This is a genomic window from Bacillus sp. UNC41MFS5, from assembly GCF_000686805.1.
Genome location: NZ_KK366019.1, coordinates 31,837 through 51,069 on the forward strand (window position 1 = coordinate 31,837; position 19,233 = coordinate 51,069).

Below are 19,233 nucleotides of genomic sequence, written 5' to 3' on the forward strand. Positions count from 1 at the left end.
CATTTTATCTGAATTTGTATACAGTAATGAAAAATTATTTTGGCTATTTAGAAATAATTGTATAAATATTTCTATTTCCAAAGTATTGAAAATTTTGTAGAATTATAGAGTAATATAATACCTTGGTATGATAGCGATGTAAGCGTTTTTTACTAGGGTAAATGAAATTACTACAAAGGGTGGTAGATGGATGAAAGTAGGACATAGGAAGTTTAAACGCTGGACAAGCACGTCCATGGCATCACTCCTCTTGATCAGTACCTTTTTGCCAAGTGGTCTAAGTACTAGAGCACATGCAGAACAAGCTGATCATATTGTTATCTCTCAAGTTTTTGGTGGGGGAGGAAATGGAACTGGAACTAATGCAGCTCCATACAATAAAGACTTTATTGAATTATACAATCCTACTGATCAATCAGTTGATCTAACAGGATGGTCTGTTCAATATGCCTCTTCAGGGGGAACGGGTTGGACACCAACTCCATTGACTGGAACAATTCCAGCTCATGGGTATTACCTTATTTCCGAAGGTGGCGGTGCAGCAGGAGTAAATCTTCCAACTCCGGAGGCTTCAGGTGCTATTTCCATGTCCGGTACCGCTGGTAAGGTTGCGTTATTTAAAGACAAAACCACAGCTGCTTCAGGTGCCAAACCAACAGAAGCAATTGACTTTGTTGGCTTCGGGAGTGCAACTGCTTTTGAAGGATCAGGTCCAACTAAAGCTCCATCAAACACAACAAGCGTTCAACGCCGTCCATATGCGAACGTGGACCCTGCTCCTGGCAAAGGAAATGCATGGGACACAGATGACAACGCTGCGGACTTCAATACTGGTGCAGTAACTCCAAGAAACACAACAAGCACACCTGAAACCCCAATGGTTCCAGTAACAAGCTTGCAGCCAAAAGGAAATACGATTCAGTTTTTACAACAACAGGATAATTCAGTAACAGTTAAAGGTGGTGCCGAAGCGGCAGAACCTGGCTCAACGGTGAAGGTATATGAAACAGCTGCAAAGGGAACAGCCCTTGGCACAGCTACAGCAGCAGCTGACGGTTCGTTTGAAATCAGTTTCACCGCTGCTACAGCACTTCCAGCTGTTTACGTGTCGGCCAAGCAAGGCGACATGGATGAAAGTACAGCCATCCAAATAGATAAAGCAACAGCATCAACAAACATTAATGTCGAGAAATTAAGCTATATGGTAACAGGTGGTTCAGGAACATTAATCGGTAATGCGGGTGCAGCTGTTAAGGATTCCATCATCAATGTGTATCCAAATGAAACAGCAAGTGCATCTGAATTACTTGCATCAGCAACAGCAGGTACAACAGGGGACTTTAACGTTAAAATTGCCACCAATGCACCTGATAAAGTGTACGTAACACAACAAACAACAACAACTAAAGGCATCAAGCTTCCAAGTGCTCCTGTAGCCATTGAAAAGGCAGTATTAGATACCATTACACCGCTTAACGTAGTGAAAGCAACAGATTCAAAAGGGATCTTAACGAACCTAAACGGGTTCTTCACAGTGGATGGTGTAGTAACCATTCAAAATGGCATTCTTGGTACACAGAAAAATAATTTCTACATCCAAGATGTAACAGGCGGTATTAATGTTTTTGGCAGCTATGATTCTGGTCTTACCGTACAACGCGGTGACAAATTGAGAGTGACAGGTAAGGTCATTGTTTATAACGGTATGACTGAGTTTGAACCAACAGCAATTCAACGACTTGATGAAGGCCTTGCCCTTCCAACGACCAAAGATATTACGATTCTTGATTTAAATACATTTACCACTGCTGAACCACTCGAAGGAAGCCTTGTTTCCGTAACTGGAAAAGTTTCTGCAGTAACTGCAACAGGAACAAATTACAACGTAACTTTAGTGGATGAAAATACGAAAGCAACCACCATCCGTGTTATGGGGAATACTGGAATCAAACCAGATACGGATCTAGTAATTGGTAAAAGCTATACGATTACAGGTATTGTTGGTCAATATACAACCAATGCTACCCACGTGAATGGATACCAAGTATTCCCGCGTGACGTGAAAGATATTGCGTCCATTTTAGGAATCTCACACACTGCATTAACAGAAGTATATAAAGATACAAATGTTGAATTCGCAGCCAATGCTGATGGTGCAGAAGCAGTAACGGTTTACTACCGAGCAACAGGGGCAACTGAGTATACTCCATTACTAATGGGGACTGATGACAGTGGCCGTTATACAGCAACATTGGATGCAGCGAATGTTCCAGCAAACGGCTTTGAATACTATATCGAAGCAAAAGCTGGTACAAAGGTACAATCTTCTGGAACTAGTGCAGCTCCACATTCAGTCTCTTTAATTGAGGACAATGTAGGTCCAGCCTTCAGCGGCGAGACCCCTCAAAAAGATGCTAAAATGGAAACACCACATCCAGAAATTTCAGCATTAATTAATGACCCAAGTGGTGTGGATGAAGCATCTGTTCAAATGTGGCTAGATGGCAAAGAACTGAAGGCTCCAGAAGCTACCATTACACGAATGCAGGTAAAGTATACTCCAACCGAAGATCTTGCGATTGGTGTTCATACAGTTAAAGTATCTGCAGCAGACGTAAAAGGAAATACAAATACAAAAGAGTGGACATTTGAAGTTGTTCCTCGTTTTGATGGTGGTAATCACTATCGTGGTACGACGCACAACCACACTAACATTTCACATGATGGTGCTGGTACACTAGAAGATGCATTAAAAGCTGGTCAAAAATATAATTACGACTGGTTTGCTTTCTCTGATCACTCGCACGATATTGACCCTGAAAAATTAGGAACAGATACAGTTGAGCGTAAAGCAAAAGATGGTACAACTGTCATGCAGGAACGTTCCGGTGGAACACAGTGGCAAACAACGAAAGATCTTGCAAAACAATATACAAAGAACGGTGAATACGTCGTCTTCCCAGCATTTGAAATGACCTCGACAACATGGGGACATTCCAATATCTTTGGTACAGAGAATTTTATTGACCGTAACATTAATGGTAAGCAATACCAAGACTTAAATCAGTATTATGCATGGGTATTAACATACGACAATATCGTTGGTCAATTTAACCACCCTGATATGTCAGCCAATGCCTTTAACAACTTTAAGCCTTACAATAGTGATGTCGATAAATTATTTACCATGCTAGAAGTAGGTAATGGTTCCGGTCACTACGGCTATGCCAATGCCGAAGCAAAATATTTCTCAACACTAGATTTGGGCTGGCACCTTGCTCCTACTTATGGTGAAGATAATCATGAAGGAACATGGGGTCAAATCAATGCCCGTACAGTTATCGTTGCAGACGATCTTTCTCAGGATTCTTTAATGAACTCGATGCGTAATATGCGCGTGTACATGGAAGAAGATCCAAACTTCACATTAGATGTTTCTGCTAATGGATACTATATGGGATCAACTGTTGATAGCAAGAAATTAAACTTTACCATTTCTGGTAGTGACACAGTTGCAGAAGCAAAAAATACAACTGACTATGATTATCTTCCAGCATCTTATAAGTCAGATGATAGAATTGCTAAAGTTGAATTAATCTCAAACGGCAATAAAGTAGTCGACTCTATTACACCAATGGAAAAAGACTTTACTTGGACACCAGAATATACGGTAACAGGTGGCCAGCAATGGTTTGTTGTTAAAGTTACTCAAATGGACGGCGAACGTATTTATTCTTCTCCAATCTGGTCAAAAGAAGAATCGGTTGATGTAAAAGTAAACAGCATTGATATTGACGGCGGAGTTATCGTTGGCGGAAACCCTGCAACATTAAAAGCAGCAGTTGCGAACAATGGTACTGAAACTGTTAAAAATCTAAAAGTAGATTTCTATTATGATGAAGTAAAAACTGATAATTTTATCGGCACAAATAATATCTCATCTATTTTATCTAAAGCGTCCGCTACAGCAACAGCTACATGGGCAAGCCCAATTAAAGGCGACCATAAGATCATTGCTGTGGTAACATCCTTAGACGGACTTGATCTTGGTGATGTTCAATACACATTACCTGTAAAAATCAAAGAGCCGCTTGGAATAAAAGTATTAATTGATGCGAACCACAACAACGAAAACACAAGTACAGATGGCGGTACGTATAAGGATAACTTAAAAGCCTTTACGCTTATGCTTCAAAAAGAAGGATATACAGTTACTGAAAATAAAACAACCTTAACAGACGAAGTGTTAAGCACAACAAAAGTATTAGTGCTTACACACGGAAAAGCTTTAACAGCGGATGAAATAGCAGCTGTAGGTAAGTTTGTAAAAGGTGGCGGTTCCTTATTAATGGCTGGTAAGAGCAATAACAGTACAGACCCTACCATTAATAACGGAGTTCTAAGTGAAATTGGTTCAAGCATTCGAATGGGTAATGATGGTGTATTTGATGATAGTAAGAGTGGAAACTTCTGGAGTGATCCAGCTGTTAGCCCATTTGCAGTTAGAGTACATCCAGGATTAGTATCCAACCATATAACTGACCGCGTATCATTTGTTGATTATTACAGCGGAACAAGTTTATCTGGGGCGGATAATAAGGCATTAACCGAATCAGATAAAGTAACCATCCTTGCAAAAGGAAATGAAACAACGTACCAAGGAAAAGTTTTAGGCGGATTCACATATGATGCCGTTTCTGATGCAACAGGCGGATCAGCCATTCCATTAATCGCCTCTGAAGAAATCGGCGAAAATGGGCGAATCATTGTTTCAGGGATGAACATCTTTAATGATAAGCAGATGGATGAATCTTATGAACCAAAGGGCAACGACGAATTAATTTTTAACTCAGTCAATTGGTTGGCACATCGTGAAATGAAAGTGCAAAATATTGCAGATGTACGTAAACTGGCTGATGATACTGATGTAGTAGTAGAAGGAACCGTTACAACTGGAGCAGGCGTCTTCTTTGATGCATTCAACTTACAAGATGAGACTGGCGGTATCATGGCTTACCTTGAAGTTCCAGATGGTTCGATAAAACCAGGCGACAAAGTACGTGTTTATGGACACATTAAGAGATTTGATAATAATATTGAATTAGAGTTTACTAGCTTTGCAAAAGATGTTATTAAGCTTGGATCAGGTGAACCTGTCCAACCGAAACTAGTACCAACTGGTGAAGCAACTTCTCTTGCCAACCAAGGATTCCTAGTAAAGGTTAGAGGGCAAGTCGTATCTAAGTTTGACGAAAATTCTTATGTAATCAATGATGGTTCTGGTGATGTGTTAGTGTTCACGGATGGATACATTGTGAACCAAAGCAATGTTCAGGTACCAGTTCTTAAAACGGGTGACACATTAGAAGCAGTTGGTTTATCTGGTGCTTTTGCACAGGGTACACGTATCCGTGTAAGAGACACGAAAGAATTAATTGGAACAGCAGATACAACTGCGCCAGAAAAACCGTTTGTAAATGCTGTGACTGATGCTGATGAAGTAATCAATGGAACAGCAGAAGCGGGCTCTAAAGTTGTCGCAAAAGTAGAAGGCAAAGAAATAGGTACAGCAACCGTTAATGCTGAAGGTGAACTTACAATGACCATAGCTAAACAAGTAGCAGGCGTAAAGATTGCTGTAACAGCTACTGATGAAGCGGGTAATGTAAGTGAAGCGGCTGAAATAACTGTAAGTGACGTAACTGCACCAGCAGCACCTGTAGTAAGCGGTGATGTGAAAGATAACGATTTAGTTATCAAAGGTACAGCAGAGGTGGGAGCAACCGTTAGTGCTCACGTAAACGATCAAGAGATTGGCACAGCAACAGCTACTGATGAAGGTAAATTTACAATGACCATAGCTAAACAAGTAGCAGGCGTGAAAATTGTTGTAACAGCTACTGACAAAGCGGGAAATGTAAGCTTAAAGACTGAAAAAACAGTCCAAGACGAAAAAGTTACTACTGTGAGTGTCGCAACAGACAAGCCTGGTACACAGGTCTTTAAAGATTCAATTCAGTTTACTGCTACTTCAGAAGGAAGCAGGAGCCCTGAATATCGCTTCTATATCCTAGATAAAAAGGGAGTCGTAATCGTATTACAAGATTATGGAGTCGGCAATACTTTGACATGGACAGCAAAAAATACAGGCACCTATACTATTTTTATAGAAGCAAAAGACAAATATAATTCCGGATTATCTTCATATTATTATGAAGCGCGAACGGAATTAACCTTTGATGTAGCTGCAGGAAAAGCGAAAAATTAAATATTTCACTAAATTAAAAAGGTGGAAAGAGTAGGGACATCACTCTTTCCACCTTAGACTGTCGACAAATCCGAAAAAATTGGATTTGCCGGCAGTTTTTTTTATGTCTTTGTTAATTTGTTGGTTAATTTCCGCACCAATCAACATGTGATACTTTTTTTGATGCTTAATAAAGGAGAAACATATATTAATATTTTACTATTTTTGTTAAAATTTAAGAAAGATAAAATATATGAAGGATGGAGAAAGAGTTGAAGGTTGGACGTTTTTTACTAGGAATAATTAGTGCTATTTTAGTATTTTCCATGATTATACCGAGCCAAAAGGCAAGTGCAGCAGAATTAACAGCGCATCAGAATTTTACAAAGAAGGTGTCTGTTGAACTAAACAAGTACATAAAGAAATCTGGCGGTCTGGTTACTCTCCAGTATCAGGATTTGGTAACAGGTGAAACCTTTCAAATCAAAGGGAAGACCTCAAGCCGTGCGGCAAGTACAATTAAACTGCCGCTTGCCCTCTATATTATGGAGCAGGCTGATAAAGGAAAAATCAATCTCAATCAGAAACTAAAATTCAAAAGCTATCATTATTATGCCGGCAGTGGCGTCATTCAAAAAGATAAGGTTGGGACGTACTACACGATTCGAGATTTGGTCAAAAAAGCAATGATTTATAGTGATAATATTGCCTTTATCATGTTAAAGGAACGAGTAGGACAACAAAATTTTATTAAATATATGAAAAGCGTTGGCGGTCAGTATGCTTATCCGAATGGGAAAAATTTAACTTCTGCAAAAGATTTAACGATCTATGCGAAAAGGCTCTATCAATTTTCAAATAAAAGCCCGCTAGGCAAAGAACTAGTCGGCTATTTGAAAAAGACCGTTTATAATACGACCATACCACGCGGGATTAAGGGGACATCCGTCGCCCACAAGGTTGGGATGATTCCAAATGACCGAATCTATAACGATGCAGCGATTGTGTATGACAAAAACCCTTACGTATTAGCAATCATGACAAGAGGTATTTCCTATGGGAAGTCACAAAAGGTTATTGCTGGGTTAGCAGCTATTGTTAATAAGCATCACAAAGCGAAAGAGTCAGCTCCATATTTTAAGAGTAAAGCAGATGTAACCATCTATCAAAATAACAGCAAATCAGCCGCGATTGGAACTTTGGAAAAATACCAAACTCTAAAAATCATCTCAAGTAAGGGTACTTGGTTTGGAGTTAAATTTGGGAAAGGAACCGGATATATCGAAAAGAAATCGGTGGTTGCCTTAAAGAAAGCAACGGGTAGCGGCTGGGCTGCAAATCTTCCCCAAATCGGCATCATTAAAATGAAGGCGAAAACACCTGTGGTTGACAATACTATTTCAGGTAAGGTCATTGCCTATATTAATAAAGACCAAGATTACTATTTTTTCAAAAGGGAAAAAGATTACTATGTTGTTGATTTAGGTGGAAGGGTTGGATATGTCGCTAGTAAATATATTACCGATCTTAGTGTAAGCATGTAAATTTTCCGTCTTAGCTAGGGAGCATCCACCCCTAGCTTTTTTTAATCATTCTATGGAGGGTTGACGAGAGATGAAGAAAATAAAATGGATCGTATCGTTGCTTATTTTGCTGCTATTTGCATCAAACTCAGGTAAGGCAGAGGCAGCCACCGGAGTGATTGATAAAACTCCGCCGAAAATGCCGACGGTGAATAATTTGACCAATAAATCCTTTACGATTAATGGTAAGGCTGAGGCAAATTCAATCGTCTATGTAAAAAGGAACTCAAAATATTACTTGAAGAAAGCTGCAGACCAAAACGGGAATTATTCTTTTCCGATTCCGCAGCAAAAAAAACAAACTGTCATCGAGGTTTATGCCGTCGATCAGGCCAAAAATAAAAGTCTAGTGAGAAAAGTGATTGTTAAGTCTCAACCCAAGCTAAAAAAGCAGAAACTAAATGTGTCTGTCATTCGCCAAATGCCGGAGCTGCCGCGTGGGTGTGAAGTGACGAGTTTAGCGATGATGTTGAATTATTCAGGTACAAAAGCAAATAAAATGACACTCGCCAAACAAGTGAAGAAGGACCCAGCAACAATGAAACGAAAAAACGGCAAAATCTATTTCGGGCATCCTAATTACGGGTTTGTCGGCAATATGTATACCTTCAATAAACCGGGATTTGGTGTATTTAACAAACCCATTGAAGCCTTGGCTGAAAAATATAAACCGAATCGAATTAAAAATTTGACCGGAAAACCGTTTGAAACCATTTTAAGTTACGTAAGTGCCGGCCACCCGGTCTGGATTATTAATACGAGCTGGTTCAGCCAAGTTCCCAATTCTTATTGGCAGACATGGTATACCTCACATGGTACTGTTCGGATTACCTATAAAGAACATTCGGTTGTGATTACTGGTTATGATTCCAAATATGTCTATTTCAATGATCCATTAGATGGAACGAAGAATAAAAAGCGTCCAATTAAATCATTTGTTGAAGGTTGGAAACAATTTGGAAGCCAGGCGATTAGTTATTATTAGGCTATGTTAAACTAGTCTGTTGATTTCCTCTCCAGGCGCTTCGCTTTCCGCGGGCGGTCCGGGGAGCCTCCTCGTCGCTGCGCTCCTGCGGGGTCTCCCCTGCACCGTCCTCCCGCAGGAGTCTTCGCGCCTTCCAATCCAATCAACAGAGTGGCAAAATCAACAAATGCTTTTTAACCCAGCCTATTATTAAGACGTTCCCATCCTCGTTTTTCTGAAAAATGGAATATGAGCCAGACGGATTAGGAAGTTAATTCCAAACGAAACCAAGATGGTTAGGATAAACACCCAAATCACGATTAGTGTGGAATAGTATGGAGCAAAGCTCATTTCTTGAAAAAAGTAATAAATAAAAAATGTATGTGTCAGCCAAATAACCGTTGAGTGTTTCCCTAATAGTAGGAATAACCTCTCTAAAATGGTGATATTTTGAACGAGCTTAACAAATGAAAAAATCACGATGGGCGCAAGTATAAAATCTGCGAAGTTATAGATTCCAGTTATTTCAGGACCTCTGGTTTTAATAATAAATGGGTACGTGTATTGTCGTAAATAAAAGCAGAGGACAAGTAGTAGTAAAAACACAATCTTATTATTTAAGTGAATTTTCGAAAAAAAAGCATTCATTTTTACAAATATGGAGTATTTGGAAAAGTAGATTCCGGTAATGAACATGATTTGCCAGGTGAATAAAGTACTTAGATGGTTAATAGCAATTTGGACTAGTTCCAGTGTAGGAAAAAAATCATCCACATGTTGAAAGAAAGCCGCAAGAAACAGGCAAATAAAGGAGAGGTAACTTGTCAGTACAGGCCATTTTTCAATCAATTTTATGATTAGCGGGAATAGCAATAACAATTCAATATAAACAGAGATGAACCACCATTCGCCATTATAGGTATGAATCAGGGCAAATAAATTATAAATAAAAAGTTTAGGGTTCCACGCATACCTTACCGTATCATCAAAATATTTGAGGCCAATCGGAATAAAAATGAAAAAGACAAGCCAATAAATTGTAAAAAAGTTGATTGCTCTAATGAGCCCTTGACGAAAAGTGAATTTATGTTTCGATTCGAAGCTTTTATAAAGACCCAACCCGCTTAAGAACAGGAAAATAGCCACACATAGTTTACCAAACTGACCAATGAGCTGGTCTAAAGGCAAGTTATCAACCATCATAATCGGCTTGTAATCGACAGCAGCAATACGGTTGGGAAAAGCAAATAAATGGTGATAAACCATTAAGACGATGGCAAGTCCCTTTGAAATCGCGGTCATATCTCTAGAAAAAATAAATGGTTTACCTTCCATATATCATTCACCTCAGGAAAACAATCTGATTTTATCCATAGGTTGTTTGGAATCATGCAGGATTATTCATCACAGAAGGTTTTTCTTTTGCACGAGACTTAAGGAAAAGCGTCCATTGCATATCTTAGAATAGAAGATTTAGAGTTTTTTATTTTAGAGGGGGAAAAAGATATGTATAAAAAAATAACCACAGTCATTCTAGCGATGTCGCTCCTGCTTAGCACCTTCTTTTTTTCAACAAATAAAACCTATGCGAACGATTTAAAAGCTAGTCAGGTTGTTTATCTGACCTTTGATGATGGTCCCAATCAATACACGCCCAAAATACTTGATATTTTGAAAAAGAAACAAGCGCATGCGACCTTTTTTATGATTGAAGGTAATATTAAACGGAATCCGAAAACCGTTAAGAGAATGATTAAAGAAGGCAATTATCCAGCATTACATAGTGTTTCCCACAGTGTTAGAAAATTATATCGTGGCAGCTCTAAAAACGTTGCTGTTGAAATGGAAAAGACACGGCAAACATTATTAAGAGTTTCAAATTTTAATAGTCTGTTAACCCGTGCGCCGTATGGAAGCAAACCCTATATGAAGAAACCATTAAGGGATGCGCTAGCGAAAAAGGGCTTTAAGATGTGGGATTGGGACATTGATACACTTGATTGGAAATATAATCGAACAAGTCCGAAGACGATTACATCAAGGGTTAAATCAGGGCTCAAAGGTAAAAAAGGACCAATCGTGATCCTATTCCATGATTCAAAAGGAACAGCACAGCAGCTTCCAATTATTATTGATTACCTGCGCAAAAAGGGCTATACACTAGAGGTCTATAACCCGCAAAAACATATTGTAAAGAATTTTTGGAATGATAAGCGATTTTAATCATACCATTTAATAAAGTTTAAAATGTGTTTGACCGCGATACTATTAAGATTTACTTACAATAATAAAACACAAAAAGGGCTGCAAGAGAGGCAGCCCTTTTTGTTGTGGTTGGGGTATAAGTTTATTTAGAACTGGAAGCTTTATAATGATATTAACCACAAGTGTGCTGATGGTGATTTTTGATGAAAATCACAAGAATTGGAGTAATCAAATATAGCCCTAAAATCACATACATACACCATAAATGGTAGTTAATTTGATCGGTTACTGAATAACAAAAAAATTGCGGCACTGAAAATTCATAGGATTCCTCCGAAACTTTGTATAAAATGAATCAAGACAACCGCAATAATGGCATAAACACGAAGTCAATCTAAATAATACTTTCTCATCTGTTCAATCCTTCTCCTTATGGTGTATGCTTGTCTATCTATATATGTCCCCAATCATTTTATTTGATTTTCATTAACACAAATCGTCTAATAAACAGATAAAATTGTATAAATTAACAAATTCTATACATAAGAATGATTAATTGTTAAAATCTAATAGGAATATTGTCGAAATTTCAGGGAGTGTGACAGAAAAAGCATGAATACTAAACAAAAAGCGACGGTATCAATCATAATCCCATATTATAACTCCATGGAATTCATCGGAGACTGTTTAAATTCCGTATTATCACAAACCTACACTAATCTGGAGATTATTATCATAAATGATGGTTCGGATGCTGAAAATACAGGATACATTGAAACGTTGCAACACGACAAAAGAATGGTCTATTTAAAAAATGAATCAAAAAAGGGAGTAGCCTACTCACGGAATAAAGGCTTGAGTTCCGCAACTGGAGAGTTTGTGTTTTTTCTAGATAGTGAAGACATCTTAGCAGAAAAAGCGATTGAAATTCTTCTAGCATATATTGAAGATGCACCCGCGATTGCAGGGAGAACTAAACGATTATTAAGGCCAACTGATTTAGAGGCTCCACAGCCTCCAGAAGTCATCGTGACCCCTAATCCAAGTCAAAAAATATTCCATAGCGGAAGTATTTTAAATGTATTGATTCGGAGTAGTTTCATCAAGGAACATATGGTTCGCTTCTATGAGGGAACGGAAGGCGCCACAGATATATCTGGGATCATCCCGTTTCTCTTATACGTAAAGAGTTTACCCAGCTTAAATATCCGTACATATTTTCAACGGGTTCGTAATGACCCCATTTCCAATCCAAGTCTGGTCCAACGTTCTATCCAAGAGAGAACTCGTGATTTTATCAAAGTCTATATTGAAATGAATCTACAGTATGGAACGTCTCAATCAGTTAAGGAATATTTGGACGGCCTGCTTCTCAGGTTTTACCGACGACAGGTTATTAATATTTTTAACGATCAAAAACACTTGGATGAGTTCTTTGACTTATTATCGTCAGCAATGAGAATTCTCAACCCAGCTAGCATTGCTTCGCAGCCTGGTCATATTAAAAGGGAAGTCAACCAGTTACGGGCTGGAAATAAAAATAAATTCATCAAAGGATATAGATTCCATGTAGAAGCAAGGGATTTTAAAAATGCGATAAAAGGGTTTACTAGGCTTAAAAGGTACATCTATAATAAATTTTTCTTAAGATTCCCGATGAAGGATAATTACATTATTTTTGAAAGTTTCTTAGGAAAAAACTATTCGGATAGTCCCCGTAATATTTACGAATATATCAATGAAAACAATCTTGATTATAAATGTATCTGGGTATTTAATGATAAACATCGTCAAATCCCTGGGAATGCAAAAATTGTGAAACGATTCAGCCTTGCCTATTACTACTATTTTGCGGTATCGAAATACTGGATTAATAATATGCGGCAGCCGCTGCATCTTGTAAAACGCGAGGGAAATGTCTTTTTAGAAACCTGGCATGGTACCCCGCTTAAAAAATTGGTTTTTGATATGAAGGATGTCTATTCGGCCAATCCAAGATATAAGCGGGATTTCTATATGCAGTCACGTGCCTGGGATTATTTATTATCGCCGAACAGCTATTCTTCGGAAATTTTTCGAAGCGCCTTTAAGTTTGATAACGAAATGCTGGAGTTCGGCTACCCAAGAAATGATATTCTTTACTCACCGCAAAAAGAAGAAATTGTGGCAAGAGTAAAGAAAAACATTGGAATACCTGACAACAAAAAGGTAGTACTATACGCACCAACTTGGCGGGACGATGACTTTTATGAGCCTGGCAAATATAAATTTCAACTGCAGTTGGATTTACATAAAATGAAGGAAACCCTTGGGGATGACTATGTGGTCGTACTAAGGATGCACTATTTTATTGCGGATGATATTAATGTGGAAGGCTTGGATGGCTTTGCGTACAATCTTTCAAAGTATGATGATATTGCAGAATTATACCTGATTTCGGATATTCTCATCACTGATTATTCTTCTGTATTTTTTGATTACGCCAACCTAAAACGGCCGATTTTATTCTTTACGTATGACCTCGATAAGTATCGCGACCAATTAAGGGGCTTTTATCTCGATTTTGAAAATGAGGGCCCAGGACCGTTGTTGCGGACAAGCGATGCCGTCATTGATGCGATAGCCAATATTGAAGAGGTAAAGAAGCAATATGAAGATAGATATGATGCATTCTATGAAAGATTCTGCAGCTGGCATGATGGGAAATCCACGGAGAAGGTAGTTAAAAGAGTACTGCTGGGTGAGGATCCATCCCTTCAAAAACAATCAGAGAATTACGGAGGATAAAAAATCGTGCTATTTAGTTCAACCGTATTTTTATTTTTATTTTTGCCGCTCACACTAACTTTATATTTTTTAGCCCCCCGAAAGTTAAGGAACACCATTTTACTTTTGGCTAGTTTATTTTTTTACGCATGGGGCGAACCAAAGTTTGTGTTATTTTTGTTTCTTTCCATTCTTCTCAATTATGTTTTTGCCCTGTTAGTTGATCAAAATAGGGAAAAACACGTCTTGGTTAAGTGGGTAATGGGGGTGACTATTTTTGCGAACCTTTCCATTTTGATTGTTTTCAAATACGCCAATTTTATTGTCGATAACATTAATGAACTGTTTGGAACTACGATCGAATTAGGTAATATTCCTTTCCCGTTAGGAATCTCCTTTTTTACCTTTCAAGGACTAAGCTATGTGATTGATGTGTACAGAAAAGATGCGAAAGCGCAAAAAAATCTCATTAACATGGCAATGTATAAGGCATTGTTTCCACAATTGATTGCCGGACCGATTGTCCGCTATGTCACAGTGGCACACCAAATCGATGAACGAAAAGAATCGTTATCGAAATTTGCATATGGGACGAAACGATTTATCATTGGCCTTGCCAAGAAAATGATTCTAGCCAATAATTGTGGCTGGGTCGCCGACCAAGTTTTTTCTATGCCGGCAGGTGAAATGTCCGTGGGCATGGCATGGATTGGGATCATTGCTTATTCATTACAGATCTACTTTGACTTTTCAGGATACTCCGATATGGCAATCGGTTTAGGAAGAATGTTTGGCTTTGATTTCCTTGAAAACTTTAATTACCCGTATATATCTCGTTCCGCAACGGAATTTTGGAGAAGGTGGCATATTTCTTTAAGTACCTGGTTTAAGGATTATTTATATATACCATTAGGCGGGAACCGTGGTGGAACGTATAAAACCTACCGTAATTTGTTCATTGTCTGGCTCGCGACCGGGATTTGGCACGGTGCCGCTTGGACGTTCATTGCCTGGGGTGTTTATTACGGAGTGTTAATTATGTTAGAAAAAGCCTTCTTACTGAAATGGATCAAAAGTATTCCAAAGGTATTCCAACATCTTTATGCCCTTATTGCCGTGCTGATAGGCTGGGTATTCTTCCGTGCCGAAACATTTACGTATGGATTTAACTATTTGAAAGTGATGTTTTTTGCTAATGGAAACCCAGTTTGGGATCAACAGGCAAGCTTTTACCTTTCCCAGTATGGCATCGTCATTTTGATTGCCATCATTGCTGCCACGCCTGTATTCCAAGTTCTTAAAGAAAGAGCCTTTAAACCGGGAATAACGGGAATCACAAGCGGCAGAGATTTCGTGGTCACAGCAAGTTATGCCGTTATTTTCTTTTTAACGCTTGTTAGCGTGGTATCGTCCACCTTCAATCCATTTATCTATTTCCGGTTTTAATGAATATGGAGGAATTTATGAAAAAAGCTAATGTACAAGGCCTTGCTGTCATAGCTATTTTTCTGTTAACAATCTTTGGCTTCTTAATCTTTACCTTCATCACCCCGTCGAAGTCCATGTCGTTACTAGAAAATCGAAAGCTTGCGCAAAGGCCGGATTTAAAAAAGGATAATTTACTTACAGGGGAGTACTCCAAGCGGTTTGAACAATATTACAATGATCAATTTCCGATGCGTGATTCATTTATTGAAACGAACGCTTTAATTAATAAGAATTTCTTCCGACAAAATATTATTGAGGATGTCTATGTGGCGGATGATGGCTATTTGTTATCACAAATTGCTGAAGTTACTCCTGCCGATGCGAAACAAACAGCGGGCAGAATTAATGACCTTGCGACACACCTTGCGAAAAAGAACATCAGTGTGTATACCGCATTAATGCCCAATAAATCAACCTTAATGGAGAATAAATTTCCTGCTTATTTTCCAAGCTATGGTCAAAAAAATATGAACCTTCTCTATAAGGAGCTTGGAAAAGCGTCCCATCCGATTGACTCCCGGTCCGCACTGAATAAGCATATGAATGAAGACTATATGTTTTTCTATTCAGACCATCATTGGCAAGCAAAGGCTGCCTTTTATGCCTATCAAAATGTCATGTCTAAAATTAATGCAAATGAGAAAATCGATAATAAGGTTTATCAATTTAACGATTACACATGGAACCTATCTGGAAAACCGTTTTATGGTTCCGATGCGCGGAAAACAACAAGCGCCAATGCTAAGAAGACTGATACAATTTTAGTGGCTCAGCTGAAAGAAAAACATCAGCCGTTTACGATGAAATGGGGAAATCGTACAAGAAGCGGATTATATAATATGGATTTTTTAACGATGGAAGATCCGTACACCAACCGTTATCAAGCATATTTAGGCGGCGATTATGCCCAATTGTTAATTAGCAATCCTAATAAAGCAAACGGAAAAAAGGTATTAGTGATCAAGGATTCTTATGCCAATGCATTTATTCAATTTCTTGTTCCACACTATAAAGAGACGCATGTATTAGATCTACGTCATTACAACAAAATGCCCATCGAAAAATATGTGGAGAAAAACAATATTGACCAAATCATCTTGCTATATAATATCAACTCAATATTTGTAACCCCTGCATTAACGAACTTTAACCATCCAGGGCAGGGTGAAAATCAGTAAATTGATGTTTGCCCTTTTTCTAATCTATTCTTTCGGAGGTAGTAAATTTGGAGCCAGAAAATTGGTCTTATAATGATTTTTATTTTTCGATCATTATGGCGGTGTATAATGTTGAAGATTATTTAAAAGAAGCTGTCGAAAGTATTATTAACCAGACGTTAGGCTTCGACAAGCATATTCAATTGATTTTGATTAACGATGGAAGCATAGATGAAAGCGGGAACCTATGTAAAAAGTTTCAAAAAAAGTATCCTAATAATATCGTTTTTATTGATCAAGAAAACCAAGGGGTAAGTAGTGCGCGTAATGCTGGGTTAGAGGCGGCAAAGGGGAAATATGTTAACTTCCTCGATCCAGATGATAAATTATCATTAAATGCCTTAGAAAAGGTCTATAACTTTTTTGAAAAGCAAGGCAAAGACATCGATGTTGTTTCCATACCCATCTTTTGGTTTGACCAAGCTAAAGGTGAGCATCTACTTAACTATAAATACGCATCCAATAAAATCATCAATATTCTAAAGGACCATCGCTTTATTCAAATGTCTGCATCAAGTTCGTTTGTTCGAAGGACGGCAATTGGCGAGCAAAGATTTAAAGAAACCCTAAAATATGGGGAAGATGCAGAATGGTTAAATCGGATTATTTTAAAAAAGTGTGAATATGGTGTTGTAAAAAAGGCTAAATACCATTACCGTAAACGAAGCACCAATACTTCTGCGACCCAGCAGGCCTTACAGGATAAGGATTATTATTTACACAGTTTGAAGAACTTTTCGTTTACGTTTATTAATATGTCCCTGGAGATTTTAGGATTTGTCCCAAAATATTTCCAATATATGATTATGTATGATTTGCAGTGGCGTCTTAATAATAATGATTTAAATGTACTCATGACAGCGGAAGAAACGGAAAATTTCCTCAAAAAGCTGAGAGACCTGCTAGGTTATATCGATGATAATATCATTTTGGAACAGAAGCATTTAAATATGTATCGGAAAAATTATTTGTTACGAATTAAGTCCGGCCAGAATAATGCTGATTTTTACCAACCGTTCCATTCACCTAATAACGCCATCTTATTACATGGCAATCAGGTCATGGATGCATTAGACCAGCATCAATTCGCAGTAGAGTTAATCAATATTGAAAATGAGCAACTTTTTATTGAAGGTCATTTTACTTCCCTTTTTGAAAATAGTGATACAAAAATTGTTGCTGCCGTTAATGGTGAAATGATTGAGGCTCAAATCGTCGACCGTTTTTATAAAGATATTAATGTCTTTGGGAAAAACATTAAAAAGGCCCTAGGGATTAAATTCAACCTTCCATTAGCTAAAATAGGAAAACAGAGTAAATCTCTAAGAGTTACTTTTTATGCGATCGTTCAAGAGAGTCAAGTAAAGTTAGATGTGCTATTTAGCGGGCAAAGCCACCTAAAAGATAATAGTTATTCTTATTTTGATAAGAATGGCTACGTGGTTATTTACCAAAAAAAGAAGAAGCAATTTTTGATTAGAAAAAGCGAATTTAAATTAATCCGAGGGAAAGAAATTGCTGTTCTTAAAACTTTATACAAAATGAATAAACCAGGATCCAGAAAGGCGTTATTGGTCAGATTAGATCATTTTCTCCAAAAGCATTTCTTTCAAAAGAAGCCCATCTGGTTATTTATGGACCGGGTAAACAAAGCCGATGACAATGCGGAAGTCCTGTTTGAATATGCGACAAAGCAGCAAGACGGAATTCAGAAATACTTCGTTATTAATCAAGATAGTGAAGATTTTAAACGACTTCAAAAAATTGGGAATGTCATACCGTATGGATCGCGCCAGCATAAACGTTATTTATTACTTGCCGACAAGTTAATTTCTTCTCATGCTGATGAGTTTATTGTCAATCCATTTGGGAAAATGAAAAAGTATCTAAAGGATTTATTTACGTATGATTTTGTTTTCCTGCAACATGGCATCACTAAGGACGATATTTCGAGTTGGTTAAATAAATATAAAAAGAATATTCGTTTATTTATCACGGCGGCCAATAAAGAATACGATTCGATTGTAAATGGCCATTATGATTACACCGAAAATGAGGTCCTATTATCAGGGTTTCCGCGTTTTGATAAGTTGCAAAATGATGATAAGAAGCGGATTCTCATCATGCCGACATGGCGCAGCGACTTGGTAGCAAAGCTAAATCCAATCACGGGAACGCGCGAATATAATCCTGTCTTTAAGGAGTCAGAATACTTTAAAGCCTTCAATGATTTGCTGAACAATGAAAAATTATTAAAAGTGGCAAAAGAAAAAGGCTATAAGCTTGTCTTTTTCCCGCATCCTAATATCAGGCAGCAGTTAAAGGATTATCAGATTGATGATTCGATTGAAGTGGCGGACATGAATAGCAGTTATCGTGATAATTTTAATCAATCCAGTTTACTGGTCACGGATTTTTCTTCAGTTGCCTTTGATTTTGCTTATTTAAAGAAACCGGTGGTTTATTATCAATTTGGTATGAACCATTTGGCAGAAGGTTATTTTGATTATCAAACGATGGGGTTTGGTGATGTCTTGACCGAAAGTGAGCAGGTGGCAGACAGAATTATTCAATATATGAATCAAAATTGCCAAATGGAAGCAACGTTCCAGGAACGAGTGAATCAATTTTATTCCTTTACGGATCAAGATAACTGTAAACGGGTTTATGATGCGATTCGCCAAATAAATCAACCAAATAATCTGAAAAAATAACCTAATACAAGATTCAAAAGAGCTATTTTCCAATTTGGGAATAGCTCTT

9 protein-coding genes are annotated in these 19,233 nt (G+C 37.9%); 8 read left to right on the forward strand and 1 reads right to left on the reverse strand.

The genetic code is table 11. From position 1 onward, the window contains the following. The first annotated feature begins 190 nt into the window (after positions 1-190). From BR30_RS0126780 to BR30_RS34685, 3 genes are all read left to right on the forward strand, one after another. Positions 191-6,268, forward strand: a complete 6,078-nt coding sequence (locus BR30_RS0126780) for an Ig-like domain-containing protein (protein WP_026567708.1) — start codon at positions 191-193, stop codon at positions 6,266-6,268. Between the two features lie 251 nt (positions 6,269-6,519). Further along, positions 6,520-7,791, forward strand: a complete 1,272-nt coding sequence (locus tag BR30_RS35465) for a serine hydrolase (RefSeq protein ID WP_051633805.1) — start codon at positions 6,520-6,522, stop codon at positions 7,789-7,791. A 70-nt stretch (positions 7,792-7,861) separates the two neighbouring features. Next, the gene (locus tag BR30_RS34685) at positions 7,862-8,815 is read left to right on the forward strand and encodes a C39 family peptidase (protein WP_051633806.1); all 954 of its coding nucleotides are present in this window, start codon (positions 7,862-7,864) and stop codon (positions 8,813-8,815) included. A gap of 189 nt (positions 8,816-9,004) precedes the next feature. On the opposite strand, the gene BR30_RS0126795 is transcribed toward BR30_RS34685, so the two are convergent. Continuing rightward, positions 9,005-10,129: an acyltransferase family protein gene (locus BR30_RS0126795; protein ID WP_026567709.1), complete on the reverse strand. Its 1,125-nt coding sequence runs from the start codon at positions 10,127-10,129 to the stop codon at positions 9,005-9,007. 171 nt (positions 10,130-10,300) lie between these two features. Between BR30_RS0126795 and BR30_RS0126800 the strand changes: the two genes are divergently transcribed. The 5 genes from BR30_RS0126800 to BR30_RS0126820 all read left to right on the forward strand — a co-directional run bounded on the left by BR30_RS0126800 (position 10,301) and on the right by BR30_RS0126820 (position 19,184). Further along, complete coding sequence (locus BR30_RS0126800) at positions 10,301-11,017, forward strand: polysaccharide deacetylase family protein (RefSeq protein ID WP_026567710.1); 717 nt, start codon at positions 10,301-10,303, stop codon at positions 11,015-11,017. A 594-nt stretch (positions 11,018-11,611) separates the two neighbouring features. Beyond that, the gene (locus tag BR30_RS34690) at positions 11,612-13,786 is read left to right on the forward strand and encodes a bifunctional glycosyltransferase/CDP-glycerol:glycerophosphate glycerophosphotransferase (RefSeq protein WP_081825601.1); all 2,175 of its coding nucleotides are present in this window, start codon (positions 11,612-11,614) and stop codon (positions 13,784-13,786) included. Positions 13,787-13,792: 6 nt separating this feature from the next. Next, the gene (locus BR30_RS0126810) at positions 13,793-15,211 is read left to right on the forward strand and encodes an MBOAT family O-acyltransferase (RefSeq protein WP_026567711.1); all 1,419 of its coding nucleotides are present in this window, start codon (positions 13,793-13,795) and stop codon (positions 15,209-15,211) included. A 17-nt stretch (positions 15,212-15,228) separates the two neighbouring features. Then, positions 15,229-16,431 (forward strand): DHHW family protein, encoded by a 1,203-nt coding sequence (locus BR30_RS0126815; protein WP_026567712.1) that lies wholly within the window; start codon positions 15,229-15,231, stop codon positions 16,429-16,431. Positions 16,432-16,478: 47 nt separating this feature from the next. Then, positions 16,479-19,184 carry a bifunctional glycosyltransferase/CDP-glycerol:glycerophosphate glycerophosphotransferase gene (locus BR30_RS0126820; RefSeq protein WP_026567713.1) on the forward strand — a complete coding sequence of 902 codons (2,706 nt, stop codon included), beginning with the start codon at positions 16,479-16,481 and terminating at the stop codon, positions 19,182-19,184. Positions 19,185-19,233: the final 49 nt, after the last annotated feature.